The organism is Streptomyces odontomachicola (genome assembly GCF_039605595.1).
GTDB lineage: Bacteria > Actinomycetota > Actinomycetes > Streptomycetales > Streptomycetaceae > Streptomyces.
The window spans coordinates 386265-411110 of the sequence record NZ_JBCFOK010000003.1; the positions used below are offsets into that span (position 1 = coordinate 386265).

Annotated in this window: 21 protein-coding genes, 1 pseudogene and 2 riboswitches; of the genes and pseudogenes, 6 read left to right on the forward strand and 16 right to left on the reverse strand. The window is 72.4% G+C overall.

The genetic code is table 11. From position 1 onward, the window contains the following. Positions 1–38 precede the first annotated feature (38 nt). The 9 genes and pseudogenes from ABEE00_RS06930 to ABEE00_RS06970 form a co-directional block, all read right to left on the reverse strand. Positions 39–2087 carry a SufS family cysteine desulfurase gene (locus ABEE00_RS06930; RefSeq protein ID WP_345744365.1) on the reverse strand — a complete coding sequence of 683 codons (2049 nt, stop codon included), beginning with the start codon at positions 2085–2087 and terminating at the stop codon, positions 39–41. Continuing rightward, entirely contained in the window at positions 2074–3453 is a 1380-nt protein-coding gene (locus ABEE00_RS06935; RefSeq protein WP_345744366.1) for a family 2B encapsulin nanocompartment shell protein, read from the reverse strand. Before ABEE00_RS06935 ends, ABEE00_RS06930 begins: the two co-directional genes overlap by 14 nt. 670 nt (positions 3454–4123) lie before the next feature. Further along, positions 4124–4648 (reverse strand): annotated as a pseudogene (locus ABEE00_RS06940) (N-acetyltransferase); the annotation flags it as partial. A 255-nt stretch (positions 4649–4903) separates the two neighbouring features. Further along, positions 4904–6754 carry a choline/carnitine O-acyltransferase gene (locus ABEE00_RS06945; RefSeq protein WP_345744367.1) on the reverse strand — a complete coding sequence of 617 codons (1851 nt, stop codon included), beginning with the start codon at positions 6752–6754 and terminating at the stop codon, positions 4904–4906. After that, positions 6751–7614, reverse strand: a complete 864-nt coding sequence (locus ABEE00_RS06950; protein WP_345744368.1) for a class I SAM-dependent methyltransferase — start codon at positions 7612–7614, stop codon at positions 6751–6753. The genes ABEE00_RS06945 and ABEE00_RS06950 overlap by 4 nt, the downstream gene beginning before the upstream one ends. A gap of 138 nt (positions 7615–7752) precedes the next feature. Further along, positions 7753–8628 (reverse strand): HalD/BesD family halogenase, encoded by an 876-nt coding sequence (locus ABEE00_RS06955; protein ID WP_345744369.1) that lies wholly within the window; start codon positions 8626–8628, stop codon positions 7753–7755. Positions 8629–8798: 170 nt separating this feature from the next. Continuing rightward, a complete protein-coding gene (locus ABEE00_RS06960) occupies positions 8799–9101 on the reverse strand; it encodes a muconolactone Delta-isomerase family protein (protein ID WP_345744370.1) in 303 nt (100 codons plus the stop codon). Positions 9102–9303: 202 nt separating this feature from the next. Beyond that, positions 9304–9657, reverse strand: a complete 354-nt coding sequence (locus ABEE00_RS06965; RefSeq protein ID WP_345744371.1) for a DUF8129 domain-containing protein — start codon at positions 9655–9657, stop codon at positions 9304–9306. A gap of 197 nt (positions 9658–9854) precedes the next feature. Then, positions 9855–11891 (reverse strand): acyltransferase family protein, encoded by a 2037-nt coding sequence (locus ABEE00_RS06970; RefSeq protein ID WP_345744372.1) that lies wholly within the window; start codon positions 11889–11891, stop codon positions 9855–9857. Positions 11892–12360: 469 nt separating this feature from the next. Here ABEE00_RS06970 and ABEE00_RS06975 point away from each other — a divergent pair, with 469 nt between their 5' ends. From ABEE00_RS06975 to ABEE00_RS06990, 4 genes are all read left to right on the forward strand, one after another. Beyond that, on the forward strand, positions 12361–13731 hold the full coding sequence (locus ABEE00_RS06975) for a pyridoxal phosphate-dependent decarboxylase family protein (RefSeq protein WP_345744373.1): 1371 nt from the start codon (positions 12361–12363) through the stop codon (positions 13729–13731). 386 nt (positions 13732–14117) lie between these two features. After that, positions 14118–14564 (forward strand): subtilase-type protease inhibitor, encoded by a 447-nt coding sequence (locus ABEE00_RS06980; protein ID WP_345744374.1) that lies wholly within the window; start codon positions 14118–14120, stop codon positions 14562–14564. Between the two features lie 168 nt (positions 14565–14732). Continuing rightward, positions 14733–14831, forward strand: a riboswitch (glycine riboswitch). A 215-nt stretch (positions 14832–15046) separates the two neighbouring features. After that, a complete protein-coding gene (locus ABEE00_RS06985) occupies positions 15047–15673 on the forward strand; it encodes a trimeric intracellular cation channel family protein (RefSeq protein WP_345744534.1) in 627 nt (208 codons plus the stop codon). A gap of 307 nt (positions 15674–15980) precedes the next feature. Beyond that, positions 15981–16238: a hypothetical protein gene (locus tag ABEE00_RS06990; RefSeq protein WP_345744375.1), complete on the forward strand. Its 258-nt coding sequence runs from the start codon at positions 15981–15983 to the stop codon at positions 16236–16238. Between the two features lie 97 nt (positions 16239–16335). On the opposite strand, the gene ABEE00_RS06995 is transcribed toward ABEE00_RS06990, so the two are convergent. The 7 genes from ABEE00_RS06995 to ABEE00_RS07025 form a co-directional block, all read right to left on the reverse strand. Beyond that, complete coding sequence (locus ABEE00_RS06995) at positions 16336–16764, reverse strand: VOC family protein (RefSeq protein WP_345744376.1); 429 nt, start codon at positions 16762–16764, stop codon at positions 16336–16338. Positions 16765–16858: 94 nt separating this feature from the next. After that, positions 16859–17329 (reverse strand): GNAT family N-acetyltransferase, encoded by a 471-nt coding sequence (locus tag ABEE00_RS07000; protein WP_345744377.1) that lies wholly within the window; start codon positions 17327–17329, stop codon positions 16859–16861. Positions 17330–17338: 9 nt separating this feature from the next. Beyond that, positions 17339–18697 carry a family 4 glycosyl hydrolase gene (locus tag ABEE00_RS07005; RefSeq protein ID WP_345744378.1) on the reverse strand — a complete coding sequence of 453 codons (1359 nt, stop codon included), beginning with the start codon at positions 18695–18697 and terminating at the stop codon, positions 17339–17341. A gap of 200 nt (positions 18698–18897) precedes the next feature. Then, positions 18898–19848 carry an energy-coupling factor ABC transporter ATP-binding protein gene (locus ABEE00_RS07010; protein WP_345744379.1) on the reverse strand — a complete coding sequence of 317 codons (951 nt, stop codon included), beginning with the start codon at positions 19846–19848 and terminating at the stop codon, positions 18898–18900. A gap of 75 nt (positions 19849–19923) precedes the next feature. After that, positions 19924–20682 (reverse strand): cobalt ECF transporter T component CbiQ, encoded by a 759-nt coding sequence (cbiQ, locus tag ABEE00_RS07015; protein ID WP_345744380.1) that lies wholly within the window; start codon positions 20680–20682, stop codon positions 19924–19926. A 6-nt stretch (positions 20683–20688) separates the two neighbouring features. After that, entirely contained in the window at positions 20689–21165 is a 477-nt protein-coding gene (locus ABEE00_RS07020) for an energy-coupling factor ABC transporter substrate-binding protein (protein WP_345744381.1), read from the reverse strand. Further along, positions 21162–21917 carry an energy-coupling factor ABC transporter permease gene (locus ABEE00_RS07025; protein WP_345744382.1) on the reverse strand — a complete coding sequence of 252 codons (756 nt, stop codon included), beginning with the start codon at positions 21915–21917 and terminating at the stop codon, positions 21162–21164. Before ABEE00_RS07025 ends, ABEE00_RS07020 begins: the two co-directional genes overlap by 4 nt. Before the next feature lie 29 nt (positions 21918–21946). Beyond that, a riboswitch (cobalamin riboswitch) is annotated at positions 21947–22133 on the reverse strand. Positions 22134–22484: 351 nt separating this feature from the next. On the opposite strand from ABEE00_RS07025, the gene ABEE00_RS07030 reads away from it, so the two are divergent. Next, positions 22485–23201, forward strand: coding sequence for a heparin lyase I family protein (locus tag ABEE00_RS07030; protein WP_345744383.1), 717 nt, complete (start codon positions 22485–22487; stop codon positions 23199–23201). Positions 23202–23450: 249 nt separating this feature from the next. Next, entirely contained in the window at positions 23451–24782 is a 1332-nt protein-coding gene (locus ABEE00_RS07035) for a hypothetical protein (RefSeq protein ID WP_345744384.1), read from the forward strand. Positions 24783–24846: the final 64 nt, after the last annotated feature.

Sequence of the window (24846 nt, forward strand, 5' to 3'; positions counted from 1 at the left end):
GCGCGCGGAGCGCACCGCCCACGGGGGCCACGTCCGCGCTATGACGTCGCGGCCTGGAGGTTCCGCAGGGAGGCGGTGAGCTGGTCCACCTCCTCCGCGGTGTTGTAGAGCGCGAGCGAGGCGCGCGCCGCGCTCTCCAACCCGTAGTGGGCCAGGGCCGGCTGGGCGCAGTGGTGGCCCGCGCGGATGGCGATGCCGTCGCGGTCCAGCCAGTCGGCGATCTGCCCCGGCTCCGTCCCGGCGAGGGTGAAGGTCAGCACCGCGATCCGGTCGGCCGCGGGGCCGATCACCTCCAGGCCCGGCACCGTGGCGAGGGCCTGCTGTGCGTACTGCGCCAGCGCCGCCTCGTACCCGGCGATGGCCTCACGGTCGAAGGAGGTGAGCCAGTTCAGCGCGGACAGCATGCCGACGACGCCGCCGATGTTGCCGGTGCCCGCCTCGAAGCGGTGCGGCACCGGCGCATAGGTGGTGCGGTCGAAGGACACCGAGTCGATCATGTTGCCGCCGCCCTGCCACGGCCGCATGCCCTCCAGGATCTCCGGCTTGGCCCACAGCGCGCCGATGCCGGTGGGGCCGAAGAGCTTGTGGCCGGAGAAGACGTAGAAGTCGGCGTCCAACTGCTGGACGTCCACCGGGAAGTGGGCGACCGCCTGCGCGCCGTCCACCAGCACCTTCGCCCCGTACCTGTGGGCGAGGGCCGTCATCTCGCGGACCGGGGGCACCGTTCCCAGCACGTTCGACGCGTGGCTGATGACCACCAACTGGGTGCGGAAGGAGAGCAGATCGGCGAAGGCGTCCTGGTCGATCCGCCCGTCCGGGGTCAGCGGCACCGGCACCACGCGGGCCCGCCGTTCCTTGGCGAGGTGCTGCCAGGGGACGATGTTGGAGTGGTGCTCCAGGACGGGCACCAGGATGTCGTCGCCGACCCCGATGTTGTCCCTGCCCCAGGTCTGCGCCACCAGGTTGACGGCCTCGGTGGTGCCGCGGACGAAGACCACGCCGTCGGACGAGGGCGCGCCGAGGAAGCCGGCGACGGCCGACCTGCCCTGCTCGTACGCCTCGGTGGCCTCCCGCGCCAGGGTGTGCGCGCCGCGGTGGATGTTGGAGTTGGCCGCACCGTAGTAGGCGGTCAGCGCCTCGATGACCTGGCGCGGCTTCTGGGTGGTGGCGCCGTTGTCGAGCCAGACCAGGGGATGCCCGTTCACCGGCCGGGCCAGGATGGGGAAGTCGCGGCGCGCCATCTCCGGAGTGAAGCCGCCGGAGGGCTGGGCCGCGCCCTGGGGCATGAGCCCCGCCATCATGCCCTGGAGGAAGTCGCCGCCGGGCATGCCCTGTTGGTTCGCTCCGGGGTCGGCTTGCTGCGCGCCGGGGACACCGAGGCCGACCGGGGCGCCGAGCCCGCCGGGGGTGTCGGGGCCGGCAGGCGTGGTGAGCCCCGTCGCGCTGCTCATGCCCGGCGGGGCACCTGCTCCGGTGGCCGTCGAGGGGCCGGCCGAGGTCGCCAGGCCGGTCGCCGCACCCGTCCCCGCGGGGACGCCCATGCCCGCCGGGGAGCCGAGGCCGGCGGGCTGGGTCATGCCCAGGCCCTGGTCCACGACGGCCCGTTCGGAGGTCGGCGCCGCGCCGCCCGCGGTGAGCGGGGAGGCGGCCGAGGTCGCGCCGCCCGCGGCGCTCTCGGCGGAGCCCGAAGGCATCGCGCCGCCAGTGCCGTTGAGCCCCGGTACGCCGCTGCCACCCATGCCAGGAACGCCGTTGACGCCCGGCATGCTGCCGGTGCCAGGAACGTCACCCGTCCCCGGGACACTGCCGGCCCCTGGAACGCTGCCCGCGCCGGGAACGCTCGTGGCCCCCGGTACACCGGTGACACCCGGTACGCCGTTGAGCCCCGGTACGCCGGTGACGCCTGACATTCCCGCGCCGGGCATCCCCGTACCCGGGGTACCCGCCGGAGCCGACTGCACCGCCTCTTCCTGCGCCGCCTCCTGCGTCGGCTCGCGCTTCGCGCCGGCGCCGGTCTTCGCGGGGTCGCCCGTGAGTCCGGAGAGGCCCGAGAGGCCGGTCAGGCCGCTGCGTTCAGGAGTAGTCATGGTAGTTGGACACCTCGACGTTCTGGAGCACGGCCAGGGCGTCCTCGACCAGCACCGCGGTGTTGAAGTACGCGGTCAGCAGGTGCGAGGTGATGCCCTTCTGGTCCATGCCCATGTTCCGCATGGCCAGGCCGGGCTCGACCTCGTCCGGCACGCTGGCCGGGCGCAGGCCGACCACGCCCTGCTCGGCCTCGCCGATGCGCATCAGCAGGATCTCGGTGGTTCCCGCGCCCGCCGGGCCGGTGAAGCGCACCTTGTCCGAGGGCAGCAGCGGCACGCCGCGCCAGGTCAGCAGCGGGCTGCCGAACCTGGTGTCCATCACCGGGGGCACGCCCCGGCGCGTACATTCACGGCCGAACGCGGCGATGGCGCGCGGGTGCGCCACGAAGTAGCCGGGCTGCTTCCACACGCGGGACAGCAGCTCGTCCAGGTCGTCTGGGGTCGGCGCGCCCGTGCGGGGCTGTACGCGCTGACCCGACGCGACGTTGTTGAACAGCCCGAACTCCCGGTGGTTGAGCATCATGGCCTCCTGCCGCTCACGCAGTGCGTGCACGGTCAGGTCGGCCTGCTGCTTCGTCTGGTCCATCGGCTCGTTGTAGAGGTCCGATACGCGGCTGTGCACGCGGAGCACGGTCTGCGCGAGGGTCATGTGGTACTCGCGGGGCTGGCCCTCGTACTCCACGTACGTGCCCGGCAGGTCCGGCTCGCCGACGTGGCAGGCGGACAGGTCCACCTCCATCTCGGCGCCGTGCTCGCGGTCCTCGGAGAGGTACGCGTCCATGGCCGTCGCCAGGTCCTGGTCGCGGTCGCGCAGGCCGGCCAGCGTGCTGTGCTCGGCGCAGAGCATCACGCCGCGGGTCAGCGCGGTGACGGAGTAGGGCATCTGGCCGTTGCTGGTCCAGGCGCCGAGGTCGAAGAACTGGCCGTCGCCGACCACCTCGAGCATCGCGTCCTCGCCGTACCGCCCGGTCACGCGCTTCTCGGCGCGGCCCTCGACGATGACGCACAGCCGGCCCGCCGACTCGCCCTCGGTCGCCAGGGTCTCACCGGCCTCGAAGGTCACCTGGGTGAAGGAGCCCGCGAGCTCGGTGAGCAGCGCGGAGTCGGCCTCCCGCAGATAGGGGATCTCGCGCAGGTCCTCGGTGACCACGCGATACGTGTCGTTGTCCGCGTAGGTGCTGATGCGGTCGTCGCCCAGCTCGAACGTGCGGCGGCGGTTGACGCGGTAGACACCGGCCTCGACGTCCACCCAGGGCAGCGCGCGCAGCAGGTAGCGCGGCGTGATGGCGCGCATCTGCGGGCGGGTCTTGGTGGCGGTGGCCAACTGCCGTGCGACATCGGGACTCAGGCTCAAGCGGTCGTTCACGGGGGACTCCTCGGCACATCGGATGCTGCGCGGTGCGGCCGCGCAGGGACGGTGCGCCCGCGGGCGCGCGCCCTCCCGGGAGTGCCGGAGGCGCGGAACCCGCCGCGGGCGGATTCAGTGGAAACCGCGCCAATGCTCGGCCGGTGAGCCGCCGTTCACAACGGGGCAATATTCCGGTGGAGTCCGGAAATATTCGCACCTCTGCACGCCCGCGCAATGTGGAATACCAGGCACCGGTGACGGATATACGGGGTGAACAGGGTGCCTGGTACGCGGCCGTGGCAATTCTGTGAGGGGTTTCCCCATTCGCGCGCGGGCAGGGGAATGCGCGGGAGATGGCGCGAAACTCTCCCCGGCGCGCGGGAGTCGAGCACCTTCGCCTTTTCCGATGACCGTCGTACCAGGTGGTCGCCGGTGCTCAATACCGGCCAGGCTGGCGGGACTTCGCCGCGCGATGATTGACCGGTTCCCGCTCTTGCCCCGTGGGAGGGGAATTGGCCTGCCGTGTGGCCGGTGGGAGGAAAAGCTGCCCGGGAATCCCGGGCTGGCGGGGCGGCCACCTGAAGTATGCACCTCTTTTCGCCCCCGGGAAAGCCCCGGTAATGGATTGCCCTCGGAGCGCCGGCCGACGTGAACGCACCGCGCGCCGGGGCGAGTTGAACGAGATGGGTTATCGGCCTGGACTAGTCCTGGCAGCGGGGTCCTGTCCGTGCCGGACCCACACATTCGGCTCGGTGTAGACCGCGTGCCCGTGCGCGGTGTCGCAGTGCACCGGCACCAGGGCGCCGGGCACCTCGATCCGTCCGTCGCTGTCGAAGGGCAGCCCGGTCCACCGCCGCCACTCGGCGAGCGAAGCGGCGACGGTCATCGAGGCGGTCGCGATCTTGGCGATCCGGCCGCCTGCGCGGACGTGCACGCGCAGCCACGGGTCCTCGGGGAGCCCGTCGGGCCGCGCCCGGCGCACGTACTCCTCCATCGGCACGCGCGGCTCCCGGTGCTTCCGCGTCGGGCGGACCGGGGCGACCAGCACGCCGTGGCCCTGCCGCCGCGCGGCCTCGCACAGCGCGCCCAGCATGCGGTGCGAGAGCCCGCGGCCCAGGTGGCCGGTGTCGATCGTGATCTCCAACGCGCTGACGGCGCTCGGTGCGCGCCCGACGCGCAGATCCGCGAACGCCCAGGTCAATACGCGGTCCCAGCTTCGGGGTGCTCGGAGAGCGGGATGATCTCCACGGTGCCGGAGTGTTCGATGGTCACGGCGTGCAGAGTGCCACGCGGCACCGCTGGTCAACCACGGATTTTGCGCGGGAGGGCCGCGCCCCGCGTACGAAGCGCACGCAGCGTACGAAGCGCACGAACGGGCCGCACCCCCTCGCGTCACAGACGCAGAGAGGCGATGCGGCCCGTCGCCGTGCTCAGGCTGTCGTACGGAGTCAGGCTGTCGTACGGAGTGTCACCCCGCGCGTCCGCCGGCCCCCAGCAGCTCCCGCAGCTCGGCCACCGCCTCCCGCAGGCGTGCCGCGAAGGCGCGCATCTGCGGGGCCACCGTTTGCGGTGTGCTCAAGTACAGGTTGAAGCGGTCCGGCAGGAGGACGTACGCCACCCCGATGCAGCGGCTGCTGGTCGAACCGAAGCCGAAATACTGGATGTTGACCGACGGCGCCGAGCTCGTGCTCAGGTAGTCGTCGCGCATGACCGTCCAGCCGGGGGAGCGGTAGAGCGCGGGCTGCTCGTGCACCCCCAGCTCCTCGCCCCGCCTGCGCTGGATCAACTCCAGTTCCCACAGGTGCTGTTCGGGCGCCTGGATCGCCTGGCACTCCTTGGCGCGGGTCACATGCGCGGCCGCCGCCTCGCGTGCCGCGGCGCGCCGGGTCTCCGCCCCGGCCGCCGGGTCCTCCATCGCTTCCGCGAACGCCTGCATCTGCGGCGTGATCACGCGCATCGCCTCTGTACGGCCGTGGCGGTACTGGCGCGTGGCGATGGACTCGTAGGTCGCGCCGAGGTGGCCCTTGGCGCGGCGGTGTGCGAGCTGGTACGCGAGCTGCACGAAGGCGTCGGGCGACACCCCGAGGGACTTGGCGGTGTCCGCGCCGAAGTCCTCGAAGGCCACGGTGGTGGTCGCGGTGGCCTCGCCGTACTCCGCGAACGCCCGCGCGGCGTCGTGCACCTGGGCCCGCTGCGCCTCGTCCAGCGTGAAGACCACCGGCTCCACCGCGGGCCGGCCCTGGCCGCGCGCCCCCGAGTGGTGCTCGTGCTCCTGCGCGCTCGCGCCCATCAGCGCGTCCACGAAGCTCAGCACCGTGGTGCCGTCCAGCTCGCAGTGCTCGCAGTTGATGCCGGCCTGGCCGTCGGCGAAGACCACGAAGGTGACCGCCTTGTCGAACCACCGGTTGCCGCGGTCCCCGTACAGCAGCCGGTCGCAGGTCTCCTGGGTGTCGGCCGGGCTGTCGTCCTCCAGCGCCACGCAGAAGAGCGCGGTCTCGATGTCCTCCAGGGCCCGCGCGTTGTCCGGATGCCCGGCCTTCAGCGCCTCCCGGGTGGCGGCCCACTCCGCGCGGGCCATGGTGGTCAGATGCCCCACCGGCGCGTCGGCGCCAGCGGGTTCGGCCTTGAGCACCGCGCGCAGCCCGGCCTCCAGGTCCTCCAGGCTGTGCGGCGTGCCGTCCTCGCCGAGCACCTCCATCCGGAACATCCCGCCCCCGTGGAAGACGATGATGTGCCGCGCCTGCGAAGGACCCGGCCACTCCTCGGTGTAGGGGGCCCGTACGGTGTCCTGCTCGGCGCCCGGGATGCGGGTGGTGGAGAACAGGTACTTGTTCTGCTCCATCGTCTGCGGCACCCCGCGCTGCACCACGGGCGGCAGCAGCTGGAGGTCCAGCAGCCGCTTGTGCCCGACGGCGCCCGCGATCAGGCCCGCGGCGCGCTCCACCTGGGGTTCACCGGAGTCCTGGAAGAGGAAGAAGAAGTTGGCGTTGAGCGCGATGCGGTCCCTGCGGCCCAGATAGCGGTACGGCCAGAAGGTGTCGAGCCAGCTGTGCACGCCGGGGCTCGCCTCGTACTCCTCCAGCGCGGCGTGCAGCACCCGTCCCGGCCCGCCCGGGCGCTGGAAGGCGGCCACCTCCGCCTCGGTCTGCGCCCGCTGCTCGTCCGTCAGCAGCGGGGAGCACCATTCGAGGAAGCGCGCGCAACTGTCCTCCAGGGAGGGCAGCGGCACCCGCGGAAGCTGCTCCTCCTGGGAGAACGTGGGAACGACGGGGACGTCCGCGCCGTTCCTGGTGTTTCCTGGAGCTTGGCTGGTGTTCAAATCCGGTCTCGATTCGGCTCGTTGTGGAGCTCGTCGTGCAGCTCGTCGTACGGATCGTTCTGTGCGGGGCGCGAGACGTAGAGCTGCGCGTAGAGCCAGCCCTCCGCCTCCAGCCCCGCGGCGTCCACGTCGGCGGCCGCCATGGTGTCCAGCACCTGCGCCTGCTCGCGGTCCGAGGCGAACCGGCGCTGCCGGAACACCCCGTCCACCGGCGTCGTGCGGTAGCCCAGCCCTTCCAGTGCCCGCTCCATGGGCCCGAACGGGATCATCCGGAGCACGAAGTGGGCCATCCACGGCAGCCGCCCGTCCTGGGCCGCCACCACGCGCGTGAGGGTGCGCTCGCCGACGTAGCCCAGGCATCCGGTGGAGATGACCAGGTCGGCGCCGGACAGCGCGCGCCGCTGGTCCGCGTCCGGGTCGGCGCTCTCCAGGTCGGCGTGCACCCCCTCGTCCAGGAACCCGGCCTCCAGCGCGTAGCGCACCGCGCTCTGAGAGGTGTCCAGGCCCACGAAGCGGGTGGGGACGGCGGGGCGCCGCGAGCGGGACAGCTCGCGGTCGGCGGCCAGCAGGGCCTCTGACGAGGCGTCGGCCGCCGCCTCGTAGCGCGCGTACAGCTCGTCCATGGTCGCGTCGTACTTCAGGAGCGTCGCGTTGACGCCGTACGAGCAGCCGAGGTCCAGGATGCGCGGCACCGGAACGCGCCGCTGCTCCCGGTAGTCCTGGATGATCTTGGCGAAGTACGGCTTGGCGAGCTGCGGCACGCAGTAGTCCAGCTTCCGCAGTTCGCGGAAGTACGCACGCGGATCGGGCTGCGTGTAGATGTGATCGAGCGTGACTTTTCCGGTGGTGTCGAAACGCACGGGGTGGGCTCCTCCGTGGATCGCCGTAGGGGAAAACGTCCTGTCGTGTACGGGTCGTACGGGAGGTTCGGTCCTCTCATGTGAGGGGGAGCGGGGGTCGATGCGGCGCCGCCGACGCCGAGTCGGGAGCCGTCAGGATCAGTCCAGCAGCTGGTCGCCGCGCACCGCCCGGCCCTCGGCCGCCAGGTGTTCGGGCCGTACGCGGCCGAAGAGCTGGCGGGTGCGCGAGACGCTGCCGACCACCCCGGGGCGCTCGCTGTACGCGAAGATCGCCGAGTGCCGGGGCGTGCCGCCGCGCACCGCGGAGACCCGGTGCAGCGCATAGCGGCCCTTGAAGAGCTGCAGGTCACCCGGGTGCAGGGGCAGCCGCTTCACCAGCCCGTCGCCCCTGCCTTCGATGACGGAGCGCACATCGGCGAAGTTCTCGTCCTGCGCCGACCTGATGCCGGGGCAGTATTCGAAGACGCCGCCCTCCTCGGCCTCCTGGGTGAGCAGGCTGACGGTGAACTCGTTCGTGTCGAAGTGCCACGGGTGCTCCATACCCGGCTCCACCACGTTGAGCACCAACGCGGAGAACGGGTCGGCCAGTTCGTGCAGCTCCTGCAGCCCGAAGCAGTCGGCGACGAACCGGCGGAAGGCCGAATGCGCGTACAACCTGCTGATCAGCGCCTTCGAGGGGATCCGGTCGCGCGCCACGAAGGAGTTCCCGCGCTCGAAGGGGATGCGGCCCGGGTGGTCGGCCGGCAGGTCGGGGGAGGCCGCCATGTTGTAGACGTTGACCGTCTCGGTCCTGGTGTAGGCGGCGGGCGCGAAGTCGGCGCACTCGGTGCGCAGGGTCTCGCGCAGCGAGGGATGGACGAAGTCCGGCAACACGGTGCAGCCGTCGGCCTCCAGGCCGCGCCGCGCCTGCGCCACGATCTCCTTCGCCTCGGCGCCGTCCGGATCCGCCAGTGGATAGCGGGAGGTGTTGACCATCTCGCCGAGTGCGGCGCCGGGTGCCTCTAGCGTGCTCATGGGGTGCCTCCGATGCGGCTCGAACGCGCCGGCCCGCGCACAGCGTCGCACTGGGGGCCCGGCCCAACTCTACTGGTGAGTAACGGAGTTGAAGCTCCCACAGGCCCGCACGACTGTCTGTGATCTGCCGCACTCGGAGCGCGTCCCGCACGCGCGGTGCGGGGCGGCCGTCAGGCTCGGGCGGCTCCCGCCTCGCGCTCGGCGACCATCGGATGGGTGGCCAGCGCGGTGACGTCGCATTCGGCGTACGGCCGGACCGGCAGGCTGTCCAGCGCCTCCACCAGCGCGTCCGCGTCCGGCGCCGACCAGATGCCGATGTTGGAGCGGGCCCCGGGCAGCCGCCAGAAGTGCCGCAGCACGCCCTGGTCCATGAGCTCGTTGCCCCGTACGCGTTCCCGCCGGATCAGGTCGTCGCGCTCGTCCGCGGGCAGTTCGTGGACGCGGGTGGTGTCGATGCGGACGAGGAAGTCCATCGGGTTCTCCTTACGGGGCCGAAGTCGGGGCCGTTGCCGGGTCGAGGTCGGGGACCGGCCGGGGGCTTCAGCATTACATCGACGATCGACGAGTGTCGAACAAAGGAGCGTGACCACGCCCCGCCGGGCCGTCCCTCCGTCCCGACGGGGCGCGTCGTCCGTGTGCCGCTCAGTCTGCGGTCGTTCAGTGGTCAGTCAGCGGTCACGCGTCGTGCGGGCTCACGTCGTGGGCCCCGTGCCGGAGCGGGGCCGAGGGCGGCGCCGCGCTGTCCGGCGAGGCGGGAGAACCCTTACGGGTGTGCCCCGGAGTGTCCGCCGTGTCCGTGGGATCGCCCGAGGAGGGCTCGGAGCCCGCGTCGAGCTGGCGCAGGCGCGCCTCCAGGAGCTCCAGCACCGGGGTGCGCGCTGCGTGCCCGCGCTCGTGTTCCAGCAGGTGCTCCACACCGTCGCGGTCCAGCGGCCTGATGCGGTGCTCCAGGCTCGCCGCCGGGAGCTGGTCGTAGTCGGGCAGCGGCAGGGGCTTGTCCTGCGCGTGCTGCTGCTTGTGCTCGGTCATGTGGCGCGACCTCCTCACGGCCGTCCGGCCACCCGGCCAACGGGACCGTGCCACGCGGCGGCACCCCTGCGGAGCGGCCACGGGACGGTCGCCGTACTGCGTACATCTCCGCGGGTCCCCGGCGCGTGCGGCGGGAAACGTGCGGTGCGGCGGGCCCGGCCGGGCGCGAGTCGGGCCCTCAGGTGGGAACCGGGCCCTCAGGTGGCCGTGCGGCCGACGGCGCCGGCGATGAGGCGTGCGTACTGGCGCGCCCCCGTAGGGGTGGGGTGGGTGCGGTCGGAGTAGAGGCGGCCCGGCGTGCGGGCGACCGCCTTGTGCCAGTCGATGAGCGTGGTGCTCCCGCCGCGCGGCGCGGCCGCCCGCTTGAGCATCCCGTTGACCTCGTCCTGCCAGCCTCGCGGCGAGTGCGTGGTCACGTACGCGAGGGTCCGGCGCGGTCCCGCCGCCTCGCGCACCTCGCGCAGCACCGGCGCGTCGAAGGTGCCGTTGGCGCCGCACGCGATGACCACGGTCCGGCGCAGCCGTCCCGTGCGGTCGAGTTCGCGCAGCAGCGAGGGGACGGCGCCCATCTGGAGGCCGACCCTGGCCTGCACGTCCACGCCGGGCAGCGCGTCGCGCAGCGGATCGGACGCGGACATCAGGACCGAGTCGCCGATGGCGGTCACGCGGCGGCCCGGCTCGCGCTTGGCGGCGGGCTTCGGGGGCTTGCCGTCCTGGGGCTTGCCCGCGTGGCCCTTGCCGATGTGGCCCCGGCCTGGCTGGTCCCCGTCGGCCTGACCGTGGCCCGGGCCCGGGTCCGGGGCCGGGTGCCGCGCCGCCTGTTGCCTGCCGGGCGCCTGCGCCGGCCCGTGGAGCGCCGACGAGCCCGTGGTCCGTACGAGCCAGGGCGCCGGCGCACCCGGCGCTCCCGGTACGAACTTGCGCTGCTCCTGCGGGCGTTGGGCCGCCGCCTCGGTGAGCTGGCGCTCGCGCGGGCTGTACGCGGGTGACAGCACGACCGCGAACACCGCCGTGCCCAGCACCACCACGGCGGCCGCCGTCCAGGCCGCGCCCACCGCGGGGCGGGAGATGCCGCGGAAGGCGGGGCCGATCCGGCTCAGCGCGCCGCGCAGTCCGTGGCGCAGGACGGGGCGTTCCACGTACCGCCAGGACAGGGAGGCGAGCAGCAGCGGGAAGAGGACCAGGAAGGCGCGGCCCGCCGTGCTCGCGGCGAACTCCGGCCGCAGGTGCCGGATGACGGCGATCAGCGGCCAGTGCCAGAGGTAGACCGCGTACGAACGCCGCCCCACCCACACCGCCGGCCGGAAGGACAGCACCCGGCGCACCCGCCCGTCCGCGGCGAGCGCGGCGGGGAGCACGGCGGTGGCCGCGGCGCTGACCAGCACGAGGCCACCCCAGTAGGGGAGCGGTGAATCGCCGGGCAGCGCGTAGGCGGTGACCAGCAGTACGCACAGGCCCGCTGCGCCAGCGAGGTCGGCGATGCGCGACGCGCGCTTGGCCGTCCCGGTCCGCGCGGGGCGCCGGGCGCGGCCCAGCGGGAGGACGAAGGCCAGCGCGGCGCCCAGGAGCAGGCCGCCCGCGTGGGTGTCGGTGCCGAAGTAGACGCGGGAGGGGTCCTGCAGCGGGGTGTAGAGCACGGCCATGGCGGTGAAGGAGGCGAGCGCCGCGAGCGCCGCAGCCGTGCCCCGCGCGCGGTGTCCGCGGCGTGCCCGCACCGCGGCGAGCAGCCCCCAGGCGAGGAACGGCCACAGCAGGTAGAACTGTTCCTCCACCGCCAGTGACCACAGGTGCAGCAGGGGTGCGGGGTCGCCGTGGCCGGCGGAGTGGCTGCTGTGCCGGGCCACTTCCCACCAGTTGCTGGCGTAGCCGACCGCGGCGAGCAGGTCGCCGCGCAGCCCGTACCACAGCCGCCCGCGGAAGATCCCGGCCAGCACCGCGACCGCCAGCGCGACGGTGAGCAGCGCGGGCAGCAGGCGCCTGGCGCGGCGCCGCCAGAAGGCGCCGAGCGCGAGGCGCCCGGTGCGGCGGTACTCCTCGTCGAGCACGCTGGTGATCACATAGCCGCTGATCACGAAGAACACGTCCACGCCGATCCACCCGCCGGGCAGCAGCCCAGGATCGACGTGGAAGACGACCACGGCCAGCACGGCGAGGGCGCGCAGTCCGTCGAGGCCGCGCGCCCGGCCGGGAGGGGACTCTCCCCAGGGCTGCCGGATACCCCTCCTGGTGACCACCGTTGACACCTCTCAGCTGTGTGCACGTGACGAAACCTGTACCGGGGCGTGAGCGAGAGTACAGAGACAAATAGGGACAAATGTGCACTGACCCCCTCGATGGCGTGTCGGCGTGCGGGAGCTCCCGGGGGAGTCGGCCGGGAGCGGGTCTGGGGGCCGGGCGGCGGGGGGTCGTGTGCGACCTGGGTCGGATGCCCCGCGCTTCCGCCCGCCCCTAGCGTGGAGACGCCCTCGGCGCGTGGCCGCACGGTCACGCGCCGGGTGGGTCCCGCCGTGCCCGGCACCGCTCCAGGCCCCTGCGGCCGGGCACGGCCGGCCCGCCCTCTGCTTGTGCGGAGTGCGCCGTGAGGTACGTGGCTCATCGTGTGTACGCGTGGCCCGTTCCCCGCCCTCCCACCTGCGTACGGACCCGTGACCCCGCGCCGCGCCCGTGCTGGAATGACCGCTCACGAGGCGAGGGAGAGGCGCGATGGATCTGCGGCACTGGCTCGGCGCGGCGGCCGAGGAGATCGGCAAGTGGCAGGCGGAGTACGGGGAGTTCGCGCGGCACCCCGCGCTGGAGATCGGGGACGAGCGCTTCGGCGCGGCCTTCGCCGAACTGGGCGACCGGCTGCGCGACAACTACCCCTTCTTCCACCCCCGTTACGCGGGCCAGATGCTCAAGCCCCCGCACCCGGCGGCGGTGGTCGGGCACCTGACGGCGATGCTGATCAACCCCAACAACCACGCGCTCGACGGCGGTCCGGCCACCGCGCGCATGGAGCGCGAGGCGGTGGACCGGCTCGCGGCGATGTTCGGGCTGCCGCAGCACCTCGGGCACCTCACCACGAGCGGCACCGTGGCCAACCTGGAGGCCCTCTTCGTCGCCAGGGAGCTGCACCCGGACAAGGGCGTCGCCTACAGTGCCGACGCGCACTACACCCACGGGAGAATGTGCCGTCTGCTGGGCGTGCAGGGGCACGCGGTGGCGGTGGACGCCGCGGGCCGCATGGACCTCGACGCCCTGGAAGAGCTGCTGCGTACGGGGCGGATCGGCACCGTGGTGCTCACCGCGGGCACCACCGGGCTCGGCGCGCTCGACCCCGTACACGAGGCGCTGGAACTGCGCGAGCGCTACGGCGTGCGGCTGCACGTGGACGCCGCCTACGGCGGCTTCTTCACGCTCATCGCCGACGACACGGCGGACGGCGTCGCGGCCGCGCCCTACCGGGCGATCGCCGCCTGCGACTCCGTCGTGGTCGACCCGCACAAGCACGGGCTCCAGCCCTACGGGTGCGGCGCCGTGCTGTTCGCCGACCCCTCGGTGGGCCGCTTCTACCAGCACGACTCGCCCTACACGTACTTCACCTCCGAGGAACTGCACCTCGGCGAGATCTCCCTGGAGTGCTCCCGCGCCGGAGCGGCCGCCGCCGCGCTCTGGCTCACCCTGCGGCTGCTGCCGCTCACCGCCGACGGGCTCGGCGCGGTGCTGCGCCCCGGGCGGCGCGCCGCGCTGCGGTGGGCCGAACTGCTGGAGCGCTCCGAGGTGCTGACGCCCTATCAGCGGCCCGAGCTGGACATCGTCGCCTTCCTCCCGCGTACGGCACGGCTCTCCGAGGCCGACCGCGTCTCGGCCGCGGTGATGGAGGCGGGGATGTCGGCGCCGCCGGCGGAGTCCGTCTTCCTCGCCACGTACGGGGTGACGCCCGAGGCCCTGGCCGTACGGGGGCACCGCGTCGAGGCGGACGCGGAGGGCGGGCGCATCCTGCGCAGCGTGCTGATGAAGCCCGAGCACGAGGAGTGGGTGGAGGAACTCCACGTGCGGGCCGAGGGGTTGGCCCGCACGGCCCTGGCGCTCTGAAGACTCACCGCTGCACACCCCTGGACCCCGACGGCACTTGTCAGGTAATCAAAGGAACAACAACCGTATGACTTTGGAGGTTGGGCCCTGCAATTCAGTTGACCATGCATGGCCAGGTTGCATCGCTTGCTTCGCAAAGCGTGTCGTAGATGCCTGGAGCGTCCGATTGGCTCCGGAATCCCCCTCCGCTCCCAGCAGTCACAACGGCCGTACGGGGGCGAGGGGGCGGAGTGTGCGCGGGGTGGGTTTCCTGGGACGGAAGGCGGCAACTGGCCATAGTGCGGCCTCCGATACTGTCCGCAATCCGATGTGCCGATTGTGTAATCCGGACGTCGGCACAGCAGGCTCTGGGGCGTCAACCGAAACCTCCAACCCGAGGAGTTGCCGTGTTACGCATCAAGAGCCTGGTTCTGGGGACGGCCGCCGCGGCCTGCCTGGCCATCGGGCTGGCTCCCGCCGCGACCGCCGCGACGCCGCCCGCCGGCTCTGCTGCCCCCTCGGCCAAGAGCCTGTACGCCCCGTCGGTGCTCGTCCTCACCAAGAGCCAGGGCGCCGACGCCCCCGTCGAGCGCGCCGTGATGCTGCGCTGTCTGCCCGTCGGCGGCGACCACCCCGTGGCGGCCGACGCGTGCTCCGCGCTGAACAAGGCCGGGGGCGACCCCGCGGCGCTGCCCGCCGCCGTCGGCGAGCCGAGCACGGCCTGCACCACCGACTGGCGCCCGGTGACCGTCACCGTCCAAGGCACCTGGGACGGGCGTCTGGTGCACTACACCAAGACCTTCGGCAACACCTGCGAGATGGAGAAGCAGACGTCCTCTGTCTTCGCCTTCTGAGCGCCGAGCACCGAGCGCTGAACGACCGGCGCTGAGCCCCGCTCGCTGAGCGCCGTGAGCAGAGCACGCCCCCGGACCGGACGGCCGCCGGTACCGGGGGCGTCCGTGCGGAATGGTGCCGGTGAGGCGCGTGTTAGCCTTATCGGCTGACAAGTGAAGACAGGCCGATGACCCCGTGCGGGAGAACCACGGCGGGCGCCCAGTGCCGCGTGGTGCCGAAGGAGCAACACTCCCGGAATCTCTCAGGCCGGTTACCGTACGGACGAGGCGACTCTGAAAAGCGGCACCGACGACGATGCCGCGCCCACGGGGCAAACCGCCGAGCACGCGCACGCGCAGCGAGAACGCGCACGGTGCGGCGGTGAAACTCTCAGGCTCCATGACAGAGCGGGAAACGACCGCGCCGCGCATGCCGCAACGCCCCGAGCGTCGCCGCCGCATGCCCGGCTTCCGTTCCCGCGAGAATCCGGAGCCCCGCCTTGGTGCTGCATGTCCTCTACCTGATCGGCATCGCCGCGTTCGCCGCCAGCGGCGTGCTGGCCGCGCACGAGGCGCGGATGGACCCCTTCGGCGGCCTCGTCCTCGGCTTCGCCGCCGCGATATCCGGGGGCACGCTGCGTGACGTGCTGCTGGACCGCCGCCCCCTCTACTGGACCCACGACTGGGTGCTGCTCGCGGTGATCGCGGGCGTCGCCGTCCTCACCGGCCTCTACCTCGCGCACCGCCGCTCCTTCCCGCACCGCACCCTGCTGCTGGTGGACGCGCTCGGCCTCTCGGTCGTGACCGTCATCGGCGCGCGGGCCGCGCTGGAGGCCGGGGTCACCCCGCCCGCCGTGGTCATCCTGGCGGTGCTCACCGGCGTCACCGGCGAGATCGTGCGCGACCTGCTGTGCGGGGAGAGCCCGCCGCTGCTGCTCCGCGAGGACTTCTACGCGACCGCCGCGGCCGTCGGCGCGCTCTGCTTCCTGTGCATGAACCTGCTCGGCGTCCCGGACACGCCCACCACCATCGCCTCGGCCGGAGTGGTCTTCCTGCTGCGGCTCTGCGCGATCCGCTACGGCCTGCGGCTGCCCACCCTGAGCCCGGCCTGGCGCAGCGCCGGGGCGTGAGCACGCGCACGCCCCGTCGGCGCGGAGGCGGGCGCGGGACCCAACAGCCGTGTGCCCCACAGCGGTTGCCGCTCCGGTTGCCGTCGTCCCGAAGCCTTGTCCCGAACGTGATCGCCGCGTGATCAACTCGGTGAAGAAGTTCACAGGCCGAGGCCCTGGCTGGCCGCGTCCGGTGTGCTCTGCCTAGGGTCTGGACGCCCGCCACGACCAGGCGGGGCCCGTACGCGCACGCACCCGGCGCGCGCGTACGCCACGACCGACCGCAGGCGCGCACCGCGACGCACGACTTCCGCACAGGGGGAACCAGGTGAACACCCGGGCCCAGAAGGCGCTCGACAACCTGTACGGGATTCCCGCCACGCTCGTCATCGCCGCCTGGATCTCCTTCAAGCTGCCCAGGGTCGCTGACGGCGTCGGCTGGAGCCTGTACGCGGTGGCCTGGGGCATCCTGCTGAGCATCCTCGTCGGCTGCCTGGTCCGCAGGACCAGGCCGGGCACCGGCGGCGCCGCGGTAGGCGTGCTGCTCGCCGTCTTCGGCCTGATCTTCTCCCTCGGCCACGGCTGAGGCCGCGCACGACGGCTGATGCCGCGCACGGGGGCACCGAGGTACGGGGCCCTAGCTGGGGCCCGGGGCCCGGGCTTGGGACCCGTACAGCGTCCGCTCAGCTCCCCGTGCTGATCTGCTGCACCGCCCAGACGTTGCCGTCCGGGTCGGCGAAGTGCAGGAAGCCCACGGTCTCGAGCTCGGCATGGCTCTCGTCGCCGCGCGCGGGGCGCAGTCCCTCCGGGCCGGCCAGCTCGAAGTCGCTGACGGGGACGCCGTGTTCGAGGAGCAGGGCGCGGGCGGCGCGCAGGTCCTCCACCACGAGCCTGAGGCCGCTGAGCGCGCCGGGCTCCAGCGGCGAGAGCCCGTCGCCGATCACGATCGCGCAGGCCGAGCCCGGCGGGGTGAGCCGCACGCTGCGCACGGCCCCCGTTCCTTCGCCCCCGGTGTCGTGGTCGACACGGAAGCCCAGCCGCCGCGCGTAGAAATCCCGGGCCGCGTCCACGTCCGACACGGGAACGGCCACCACTTCGAGGCTCCAGTCCATCGGCCGAGCCTAGGGCGGCGGAGGCCCCGGGCGGCCCGTTCCCGCGAACCCGGTGCGCGCGACGGTTGTCACGGACCAGCGCGCGCGGCTGCCCCTACGACCCCAGCGCGCGCAGCGGCTCGTCGGTCAGGCGGTAGACCGTCCACCCGGCCTGGGGGCGTGCGCCGAGGGACTCGTAGAAGGCGATGGAGGGGGTGTTCCAGTCGAGGACCGACCACTCCAGGCGCTCGTAGCCGTTCTCGGCGCAGATGCGGGCCAGCTCGCGGAGCAGGGCCTTGCCGAGCCCGCCGCCGCGGTGCTCGGGCCGCACGTACAGGTCCTCCAGGTAGATGCCGTGCACACCGCGCCAGGTCGAGAAGTTCAGGAACCACAGCGCGAATCCCGCCGCGTGCCCCTCCGCGTCCTCCGCGATGTGCGCGTACGCCGCCGGGCGCGGGCCGAACAGCGCCTCGCGCAACTGCTCCTCGGTGGCCCTGGCCTCCTCCGGCGCCTTCTCGTACTCGGCGAGCTCGCGGATCATCGCGTGCAGAGCGGGAACGTCGGTCGGTACGGCTGTACGGATCATGCCGCCACCCTAAACAGCGCGGCCGCTCCACCCCGAGGCGTCCAGAATGCGGGAGGCGGTGCGCACCGAGCCGGTGAGCGGGTGCAGGGCGAGCGCGCGTACGGCGGCCTCCCGCGAACCGGTCGAAGCGGCCTCCAGCGTGGCCCGCTCGACCGCCTTGAGCGTGAGCATCAGGCCGAGCTGGTCGGCGGCCACGGGCCCGGTGGCCAGCGGGCGCGCGCCGTTGCCGTCGACCAGGCAGGGGACCTCGACCACGGCGTCCGCGTCCAGCCCCGGGACGGCGCTGCCGTTGGGCACGTTGAGGACCAGGGTGGTCGTCTCGTCGCGGTGGATCGCGCGCATCAGGGCCAGCGCGATCCGGTCGTAGCCGCCGCCCTCCAGATCGCAGGCGTCGCGCTGCCAGCCGCCCGTGGCCTGGCGGTTCTCCGCCATGTACGTCTCCTCGCGCTCCAGCCGGGTGGCCTCCCACGCCTCCCAGGCCTTCGCGGGATCGCCGTACGGAGTGCCGTAGAAGCGGTCCTGCTGCTCGTGCAGGAACTCCCCGCGAGTGGCCTCGGCCTCGCGCGCTGCGGCGACCGCCTCGCGGTTGAAGTAGTAGTAGTGCAGATACTCGTTGGGCAGCGCGCCCAGCGTGCGCAGCCATTCGCCGCCGAACAGCCGGCCCTCCTCGAAGGACTCCACGGCCGCGGTGTCGGCCAGCAGCCCGGGCAGCAGATCCTCGCCGCCCACGGTCAGCCGCCGCAGCCAGCCGAGGTGGTTGAGCCCGACGTAGTCGTACGCGGCACGGTCCGGATCCGCGCCGGCGGCCCGCGCGGCGCGGCGGCACAGTCCGGCAGGGGAGTCGCAGATGCCGATCACGCGGTGGCCGAGCGTGGCGGACATCGCCTCGGTGACCAGCCCGGCCGGGTTGGTGAAGTTGATGACCCAGGCGTCCGGCGCGTGCTCGGCGATTTCCTCCGCGAGGCGCAGCGCGACGGGGAGCGTGCGCAGCCCGTACAGCACGCCGCCGGGACCGGTGGTCTCCTGACCGAGCACGCCCTCGGCGAGCGGCACCCGCTCGTCGCCCGCGCGCGCCTCCAGTCCGCCCACGCGGATCGCCGAGAACACGAAGTCGGCCCCCGCAAGGGCCTCCTGGAGCGAGGTGGTCGTGCGCACGGCGGGCGGCCGCGCCTCCGTGCCGGGGTGCGCCGCGAGGTGCCGCGCCGTCTGGTGCGCGAGCACCTGGCCGATGGCGTCGAGCCGCGCGGGATCGCTGTCGTACAGCACCAGTTCACCGCAGGCGCCCTCGCCGCCCGCCGCGTCCTGGAGCAGCGCCCTGTGCACCAGCGGCACCCGGAACCCGCCCCCGCCCAGCACGGTCAGTCGCATCTCCACTCCGCCCTTCCGCTATGTCTCCGCGCCATCGCTTCTGCGCCTGTCTGCGCCTGCGCTTCCGCGTCTTCGGTTCCGCGCCGCGCGCCGCCGATCGCGTACGCCTCGTACGGACGGCCTCGTACCGCCCCCTCGTACGGACGGCGGCGCGGCCCAGTCTTCCAGCGGCGGGGCGGAGAGGCGCGGGAGCCCGGGGGTCAGCGCGGCTTGTCCGGTGCGCTGGGCGGTGTGCCTGCCGGCGTGCCCTCGCCCTCCGCCCAGCCGTCGAGCTGTTCCGCGGTGCGCGGCCCCGGTGCGTCGGGTGCCAGCAGGCCGTGGTGGCGCAGCGCGGCGGCGGCCGCCATGCCCCAGGGGCGGCGCAGGCCGCCGGCGGCGAGCAGGTCCTGGTCGGCGAGGAGCGTGTCGACGGGCCCCGTACGCACGCCTTCCCTGGTCAGCACCGCCGCGTCGTCCGCCCACAGCAGCGCCAGATCCACATCGTGCGTGGCCATCACCACGGTGGTGCCCTCCTCGTGCAGGCGCGCGAGGGTCTCCAACAGGCGCTCCTGACCGTCCGGGTCCAGGCCCGCGGTCGGCTCGTCGAGGATGAGCACCCGCGGTCGCATCGCCACGGCGCCCGCGATCGCGGACCGCTTGCGCTGCCCGTACGAGAGGAGGTGGGTGGGCCGGTCGCGGAGCGGGGTGATGTCCAGGGACTCCAGGGCCTGTTCGACCCGTGCGCGCACCTCCTCCTCGGGCAGCCCCAGATTCATCGGGCCGAACGAGACGTCCTGCCCGACCGACGCGGCGAAGAGCTGGTCGTCGGGGTCCTGGAGCACGAGCTGCACCGTGCTGCGCAGCCGGGTCAGCTCCTTGCGCGAGCGGCCCAGCGCGGCGCCCTCGAGACGGAGTTCGCCGCCGGTGCAGGGCAGGCCGCCGCTGAGCAGCCGCAGCAGGGTGGTCTTGCCGCTGCCGTTCCGGCCCAGCAGGGCCGTACGGCGCCCCGCGCTGAGCGCGAAGGAGACGCCCTCGAAGACGGCGGGCCCCTCCTCGTACGCGTAGCCGGCCCCGGCGAGCTCGACCACGGGGACGCCGTACCCGGAGGGGCCGCCGGCGCCGGGAGCGCCCGCGGTGCCGGGCTCAGCGGCGGGGGAGGGGGCGCGGGTCATACGGGAACTCCTTGCGTGGAAATGCGGTTGGGAGGAGTGGGGGAGGACATTCGGGAAGGAGCGCGCAGGTCCCCCTCACATCTGGCTCCGCAGGACGAGGGGAAGTACGAGGGCGAGCGCGGCGATCCCCGCGAGGAGCGTGGCGGAGGAGGCCAGGAAGCGCGGGGACAGGTGCGCGGGCGGCACCTGGACACGGAGCGTGCCGTCGTATCCCCGGCCCGCGAGCCCGGTCTGCAGTCGCGACGCGCGGTCGAAGGCGCGCACGAACGAGGTCGCGCCCAGCGCCGCCAGCGAACGCCACGCCGCGGAGCGGGTGGTGTGGCCGAGGCGGGCCGCCTGCACCTGCCGGATCTGGTTCATGGAGTCCAGCAGCAGGAAGCTCATGCGGTAGACCACCATCGCCACGTCCACGACAGCGGCGGGCACCCCGGCGCGCACCAGCCGCGGCAGCACGTCGGCCACCGGAGTGGTGAAGGCGAACAGCAGCACCCCGAGCGAGGCGGCCGAGGTGCGCAGCAGGAGCCCTCCCGCGTGCGCGGGCCCGCCGGGCGCGAGGGCGATCAGCCCGTGCGGACCCGCGACCTGGAACAGCAGCGGTATGGCCCCGGTCACGCAGAAGCCGAGCGGAATGCGGTAGGCGCGCCACAGCTTGCGGGGCGGTACGCGGGCCGGGCCGAGCAGCACGGACAGCGCCGCCGCGGCGACCAGCGCCGCGCCGGGCCAGGGCGGCAGTGAGATCGCGAGAATGGTCAGGCCGAGCCCGAGGAACGCCTTCTCGGCCGGATGGCGGTGGCGCCAGCGGCTGCTGTACGCGGCCGCGTCGATGGGCAGCACGGCGGGTTACGGGCGCTGGTCGGGGGTGGCGGCGGTACGGGCGTCGGCGGTGCCGGTGGCGGCGGTACCGGCACCGGCGCTACCGGCATCCGCGGCGTCCGTTCCGTGCTCGCCCTCGACCTTGCCGTCGCCCTCGCCCGTGTCCGTGCCCGCGCTCGTGCCTTCGCGCTGTGCGGCCAGCGCACGCGCCTCGCCCTGCTTGCGGCCCCTGCGGAGGCCGAAGTAGTAGGTGAGCACGCCCGCGCCGAGCGCCGCCTGCAGTGCGAAGAGCGCCGACTCGACCTCGCCAGACGGGGGTTCGTAGAGCGGCGAGAACCACGGCTTGTAGTCCGGCTTGAGCTGCGTGATCGCCGATTCGGCCTGCGCGTCGGAGCCGGTGAAGGGCTCCTTCTTGTGGTCGCCGAGGCCGAACGCCAGCGGGATGACGGCCAGCGCCAGCACGGCCACCACCAGCAGCGTGTTGATCTTCGCGTTGCGGCTCATTCGGACACCGCCTCCTTCCGCTCGCCCTGCTCGCCGGCCGTGTCCCCGCCGTCCGCGCGATCCTGGGTCTCCTGCTTCCGCGCGGCGCCGACCCGCTTCAGGACGCCCAGGCGGATCAGCTCGCCCTTGCTGGACTGCTGGAGGAGCCGCATGACCAGCACCGTGAGCAGTCCCTCGCTGACGGCCAGCGGGATCTGGGTGACGGCGAAGATCCCGGCGAACTTGGCGAGCGCGCCCAGGAAGCCGCTGCTCGCGTCCGGGAAGGCCAGCGCGAGCTGGACGCTGGTGACGCAGTACGTGCTCAGGTCGGCGACGAACGCGCCGAAGAACACCGCGACCATCAGCGGCGCGCCGGACCCGCGCAACAGCCGGTAGATCCCGTACCCCGCCCACGGCCCGACGATGGCCATGGAGAACGCGTTCGCGCCCAGCGTGGTCAGCCCGCCGTGGGCGAGCAGCAGCGCCTGGAAGAGCAGCGTGATGGTGCCCAGGACCGCCATGATGGGCGGCCGGAAGAGCACGGCGCCCAGCCCCGTACCCGTGGGATGCGAGCAACTGCCCGTCACGGAGGGGATCTTCAGGGCCGAGAGGACGAAGGTGAAGGCGCCGGAGGCGCCGAGCAGCAGGGTGCTCTCCGGGTGTGACTTGACCTCGCGGGTCAGGGAGCGCACGCCGTGTATGACGAACGGTGCGGACGCGACGCTCCAGGCGACCGCGTGCGCAGGGGGAAGATACCCCTCGGCAATATGCATGCTAGGGAAGACCTCTCCAGCACCTCGTGGATGGACAACGCACCCTGGCCGGTCTCCTGGCTCACGGGCGCACCTGACTCCGCCTTCCCGGACTCCGCGGTCGTACGCGGAGGTCCAGTGGCTTCCCGGAGGGAGGAGCCGGACTTCCCGATCACAGTGGCGAGGGCCGCACCGGTTTCTCACCGGTTTCCCGAACACCAAGGCCGTTGGACAGTAATGCGACGGACGTGTCCAGGACAAGCTGGCCGCCGGGGGCGCAGTGGCGCGTGAGCGGCGCGTACGCGTGGCGCCTACGGCAACATCCGTACGCGGGCGGGGAGTTGGCGGCCAGGGTGCTCGGGCCGTCGAGTGCGGCGAGCGTTTGCGCGCTTTGCTGAACGTTCGCCCCGCGCGGGCTTTCGCTTGAGTGTTTGTCTTGTGAGCGTTTCCGTTGACCGGTTGTCCCGTACCTCTGGCGCCGGAACGATGGCGGACCGTTCGAGGCCGTACCGGCGCACCGACCACGCTCCGACCCCGCGCCGGCCATCTCCGGCGGCCCGCGCGCCGCCGCCAGCGGAAGGGGACCTCATGCGTCTGCGTAAGCGAACCGCCCTCCCGGCAGCCGCCCTGACCTGCGCCGTCGCGCTGACCGTGAGCAATCAGGCGGGGGCGGCGCCGGTGTGGGACGGCGATGCGGGGCAGGGTACGGGGGTCTTCGCGAGCACCCTGTGCGACGACCCGGGCAGCGTGACCGCGCAGGACAATCACGACGGGCGCGGCAAGGTGTTCAAGTTCAACAAGCCACGAGGGCTCAAGCGTTGTGAAGGGCACGGAAGCCGCGTGGACGGCTCGCCCTACGCGTTCCGGAACAACGCGACGTACTACGTGGGCTGGGACACCCGCACCAACACGGACGACGCCGGGACGATATTCCAGTGGAAGTCCTGGGGCACCAACGACGAGAACCAGCAGAACTATCCGGTGCTCATGAAGGTCGAGGGCGGCGAACTCAAGCTCTTCCACGTCGAACCGGGCGAGAAGTGGACGCTCCAGTGGAGCACCCCCGTGCGCAAGGACACCTGGAAGCGGATCGTCCTGGGCATCCACACCTCTCAATCCGCCGACGAGGGGCGGGTGGAGCTGTACTACAACGGCGCGAAGAAGGCCGACTTCCACGGCCGCACGTGGGACGACAAGGGCAATGTGCCGCGCTGGGGCAGCTATGGGGCGGAGGTCCAGGATCAGCCGGTCATCAACTGGGTCGACGGGCTGCGCATCGGCACGACCTATGGGGACGCGAAGTAGAACCCGCGCCCTCGAACCGTAAATGCGGCATCGTCGGATTTGACCGGCAATCGGGTCCGGGGACGGGAAGTGCGGCGTGACCCGGTGGGAAAAACTGAGTGGCGTCGGCAACCGGGCGGGTGTTTCCGCGCGTCCTTTCGGACTGTCGGACCCTGGAGCTTCCGCCCCAACTCGCCTCGCGGCGCAGCGGAATGGAAGTATCGGGGCCGGCATGAGGAAAGAGCCGCGACGGTGAACCAGGAGAGTGCAATGGAGAACGACGCCTTCCCGGGTACGGGGCCGACGGAGGCGCCCAAGGCCGCACATTCACGACGCGGCGTATTGGGCCGCGCCCTGGCGGTGTCCGGCGGCGCGCTGTTCGCCATGGGCGCTGCGGGGTGTTCGGGCGACAAGAAGGGCGCGGGCGCTGAGAAGGCAGGGGAGAAGTCCTCGGTCGGCTCCATGAGCAGCGGCGCGGACGGCGGCGGCGCAGGTCAGATCGCCGGCGTGCTCGGCGCGAACTTCAACGAGGCCGCCGCGAGCGTCAGCTTCGAGGAGCTGGACGGCGTTTCGGCCGGGTGGCTGCGCGGCTTCGCGGTGATGACCGAGATCAAGGACGACGCCGCGCAGAACCGCGCCGTCAAGAAGCTGCTCGCCGCGCACCGCCGCGGTTTCGGAACGGTTCTCTCGCTGAAGTTCCCCTATAACAACAAGCCGGTGCCGAAGCCCGGAAGCCCGGAGATGAAGGACGAACTCGCGAAGGTCGACAAGGTCCTGGAGGCCGCGCTCGATTCCGTCGACATTCTCGTCATCGGCAACGAGCCCTTCATCGAGAGCGTCGACGCAGACAAGAATTCGCTCGCGCTGAACGAGTTCTACGAAAAGGTCGCGGCACACGTCATCGAGGCCCGCAAGAAGAAGTTCCCCAAGGAGTGCCGCACCCGCCTCTACATGGGCGCCCTCAACCACATCGACGAGCCGGACAAGCGGACCAAGGCCACCGAGCGCTGGCTCGCCTTCGCCAAGAAGACGCCGCAACTGGAGGGTGTGGACATCCACCCGCACGTGGACGCGCAGCAGGGCGTGCAGGCCTACCTCGACTATGTGCTGCCGCGGCTGCGGAAGGACCAGAAGTTCCTGGTCACCGAGTTCTCCCTGATGCCGCTGTGGAGGAAGCACCTCACGGACAAGGTGTCGCCGCGCTTCGCCGACCAGTACAAGCTGCCGAAGGACACCCCGGTCTGGAAGGTGATCAAGCAGGCGCTGGAGCAGCCCTTCCCGGAGAAGAAGTGGCACGACTTCCTCGCCATGAGCCCCTGGTTCGAGAACAACAAGCACTTCCTGCGCGACCAGATGGCCCGCTTCCGCAAGACCGGGCGCCTCGCGGTCGCCACGTACGGCGTCACCCAGTCCGCGCTCATGGGCAGTGACTTCGGTCCGAAGAAGGACCCGTGGCTGCTCAACAGCCTGTACGCGAACCGCACCGTCGAAAAGCCGAAGAGCGGTCTGCCCGCCCACAACTACGGCTTCTTCGACGACTTCAAGGCCGCCCAGCGGCCGCAGGACCGCAAGCCGGTGAAGACGGGCAAGACCAAGACCTGACCTGTCAGGGGTGACTGTCAGGGGCACCGGCCGCGGCGGCCGGTGCCCCTGACACCGGGTACCG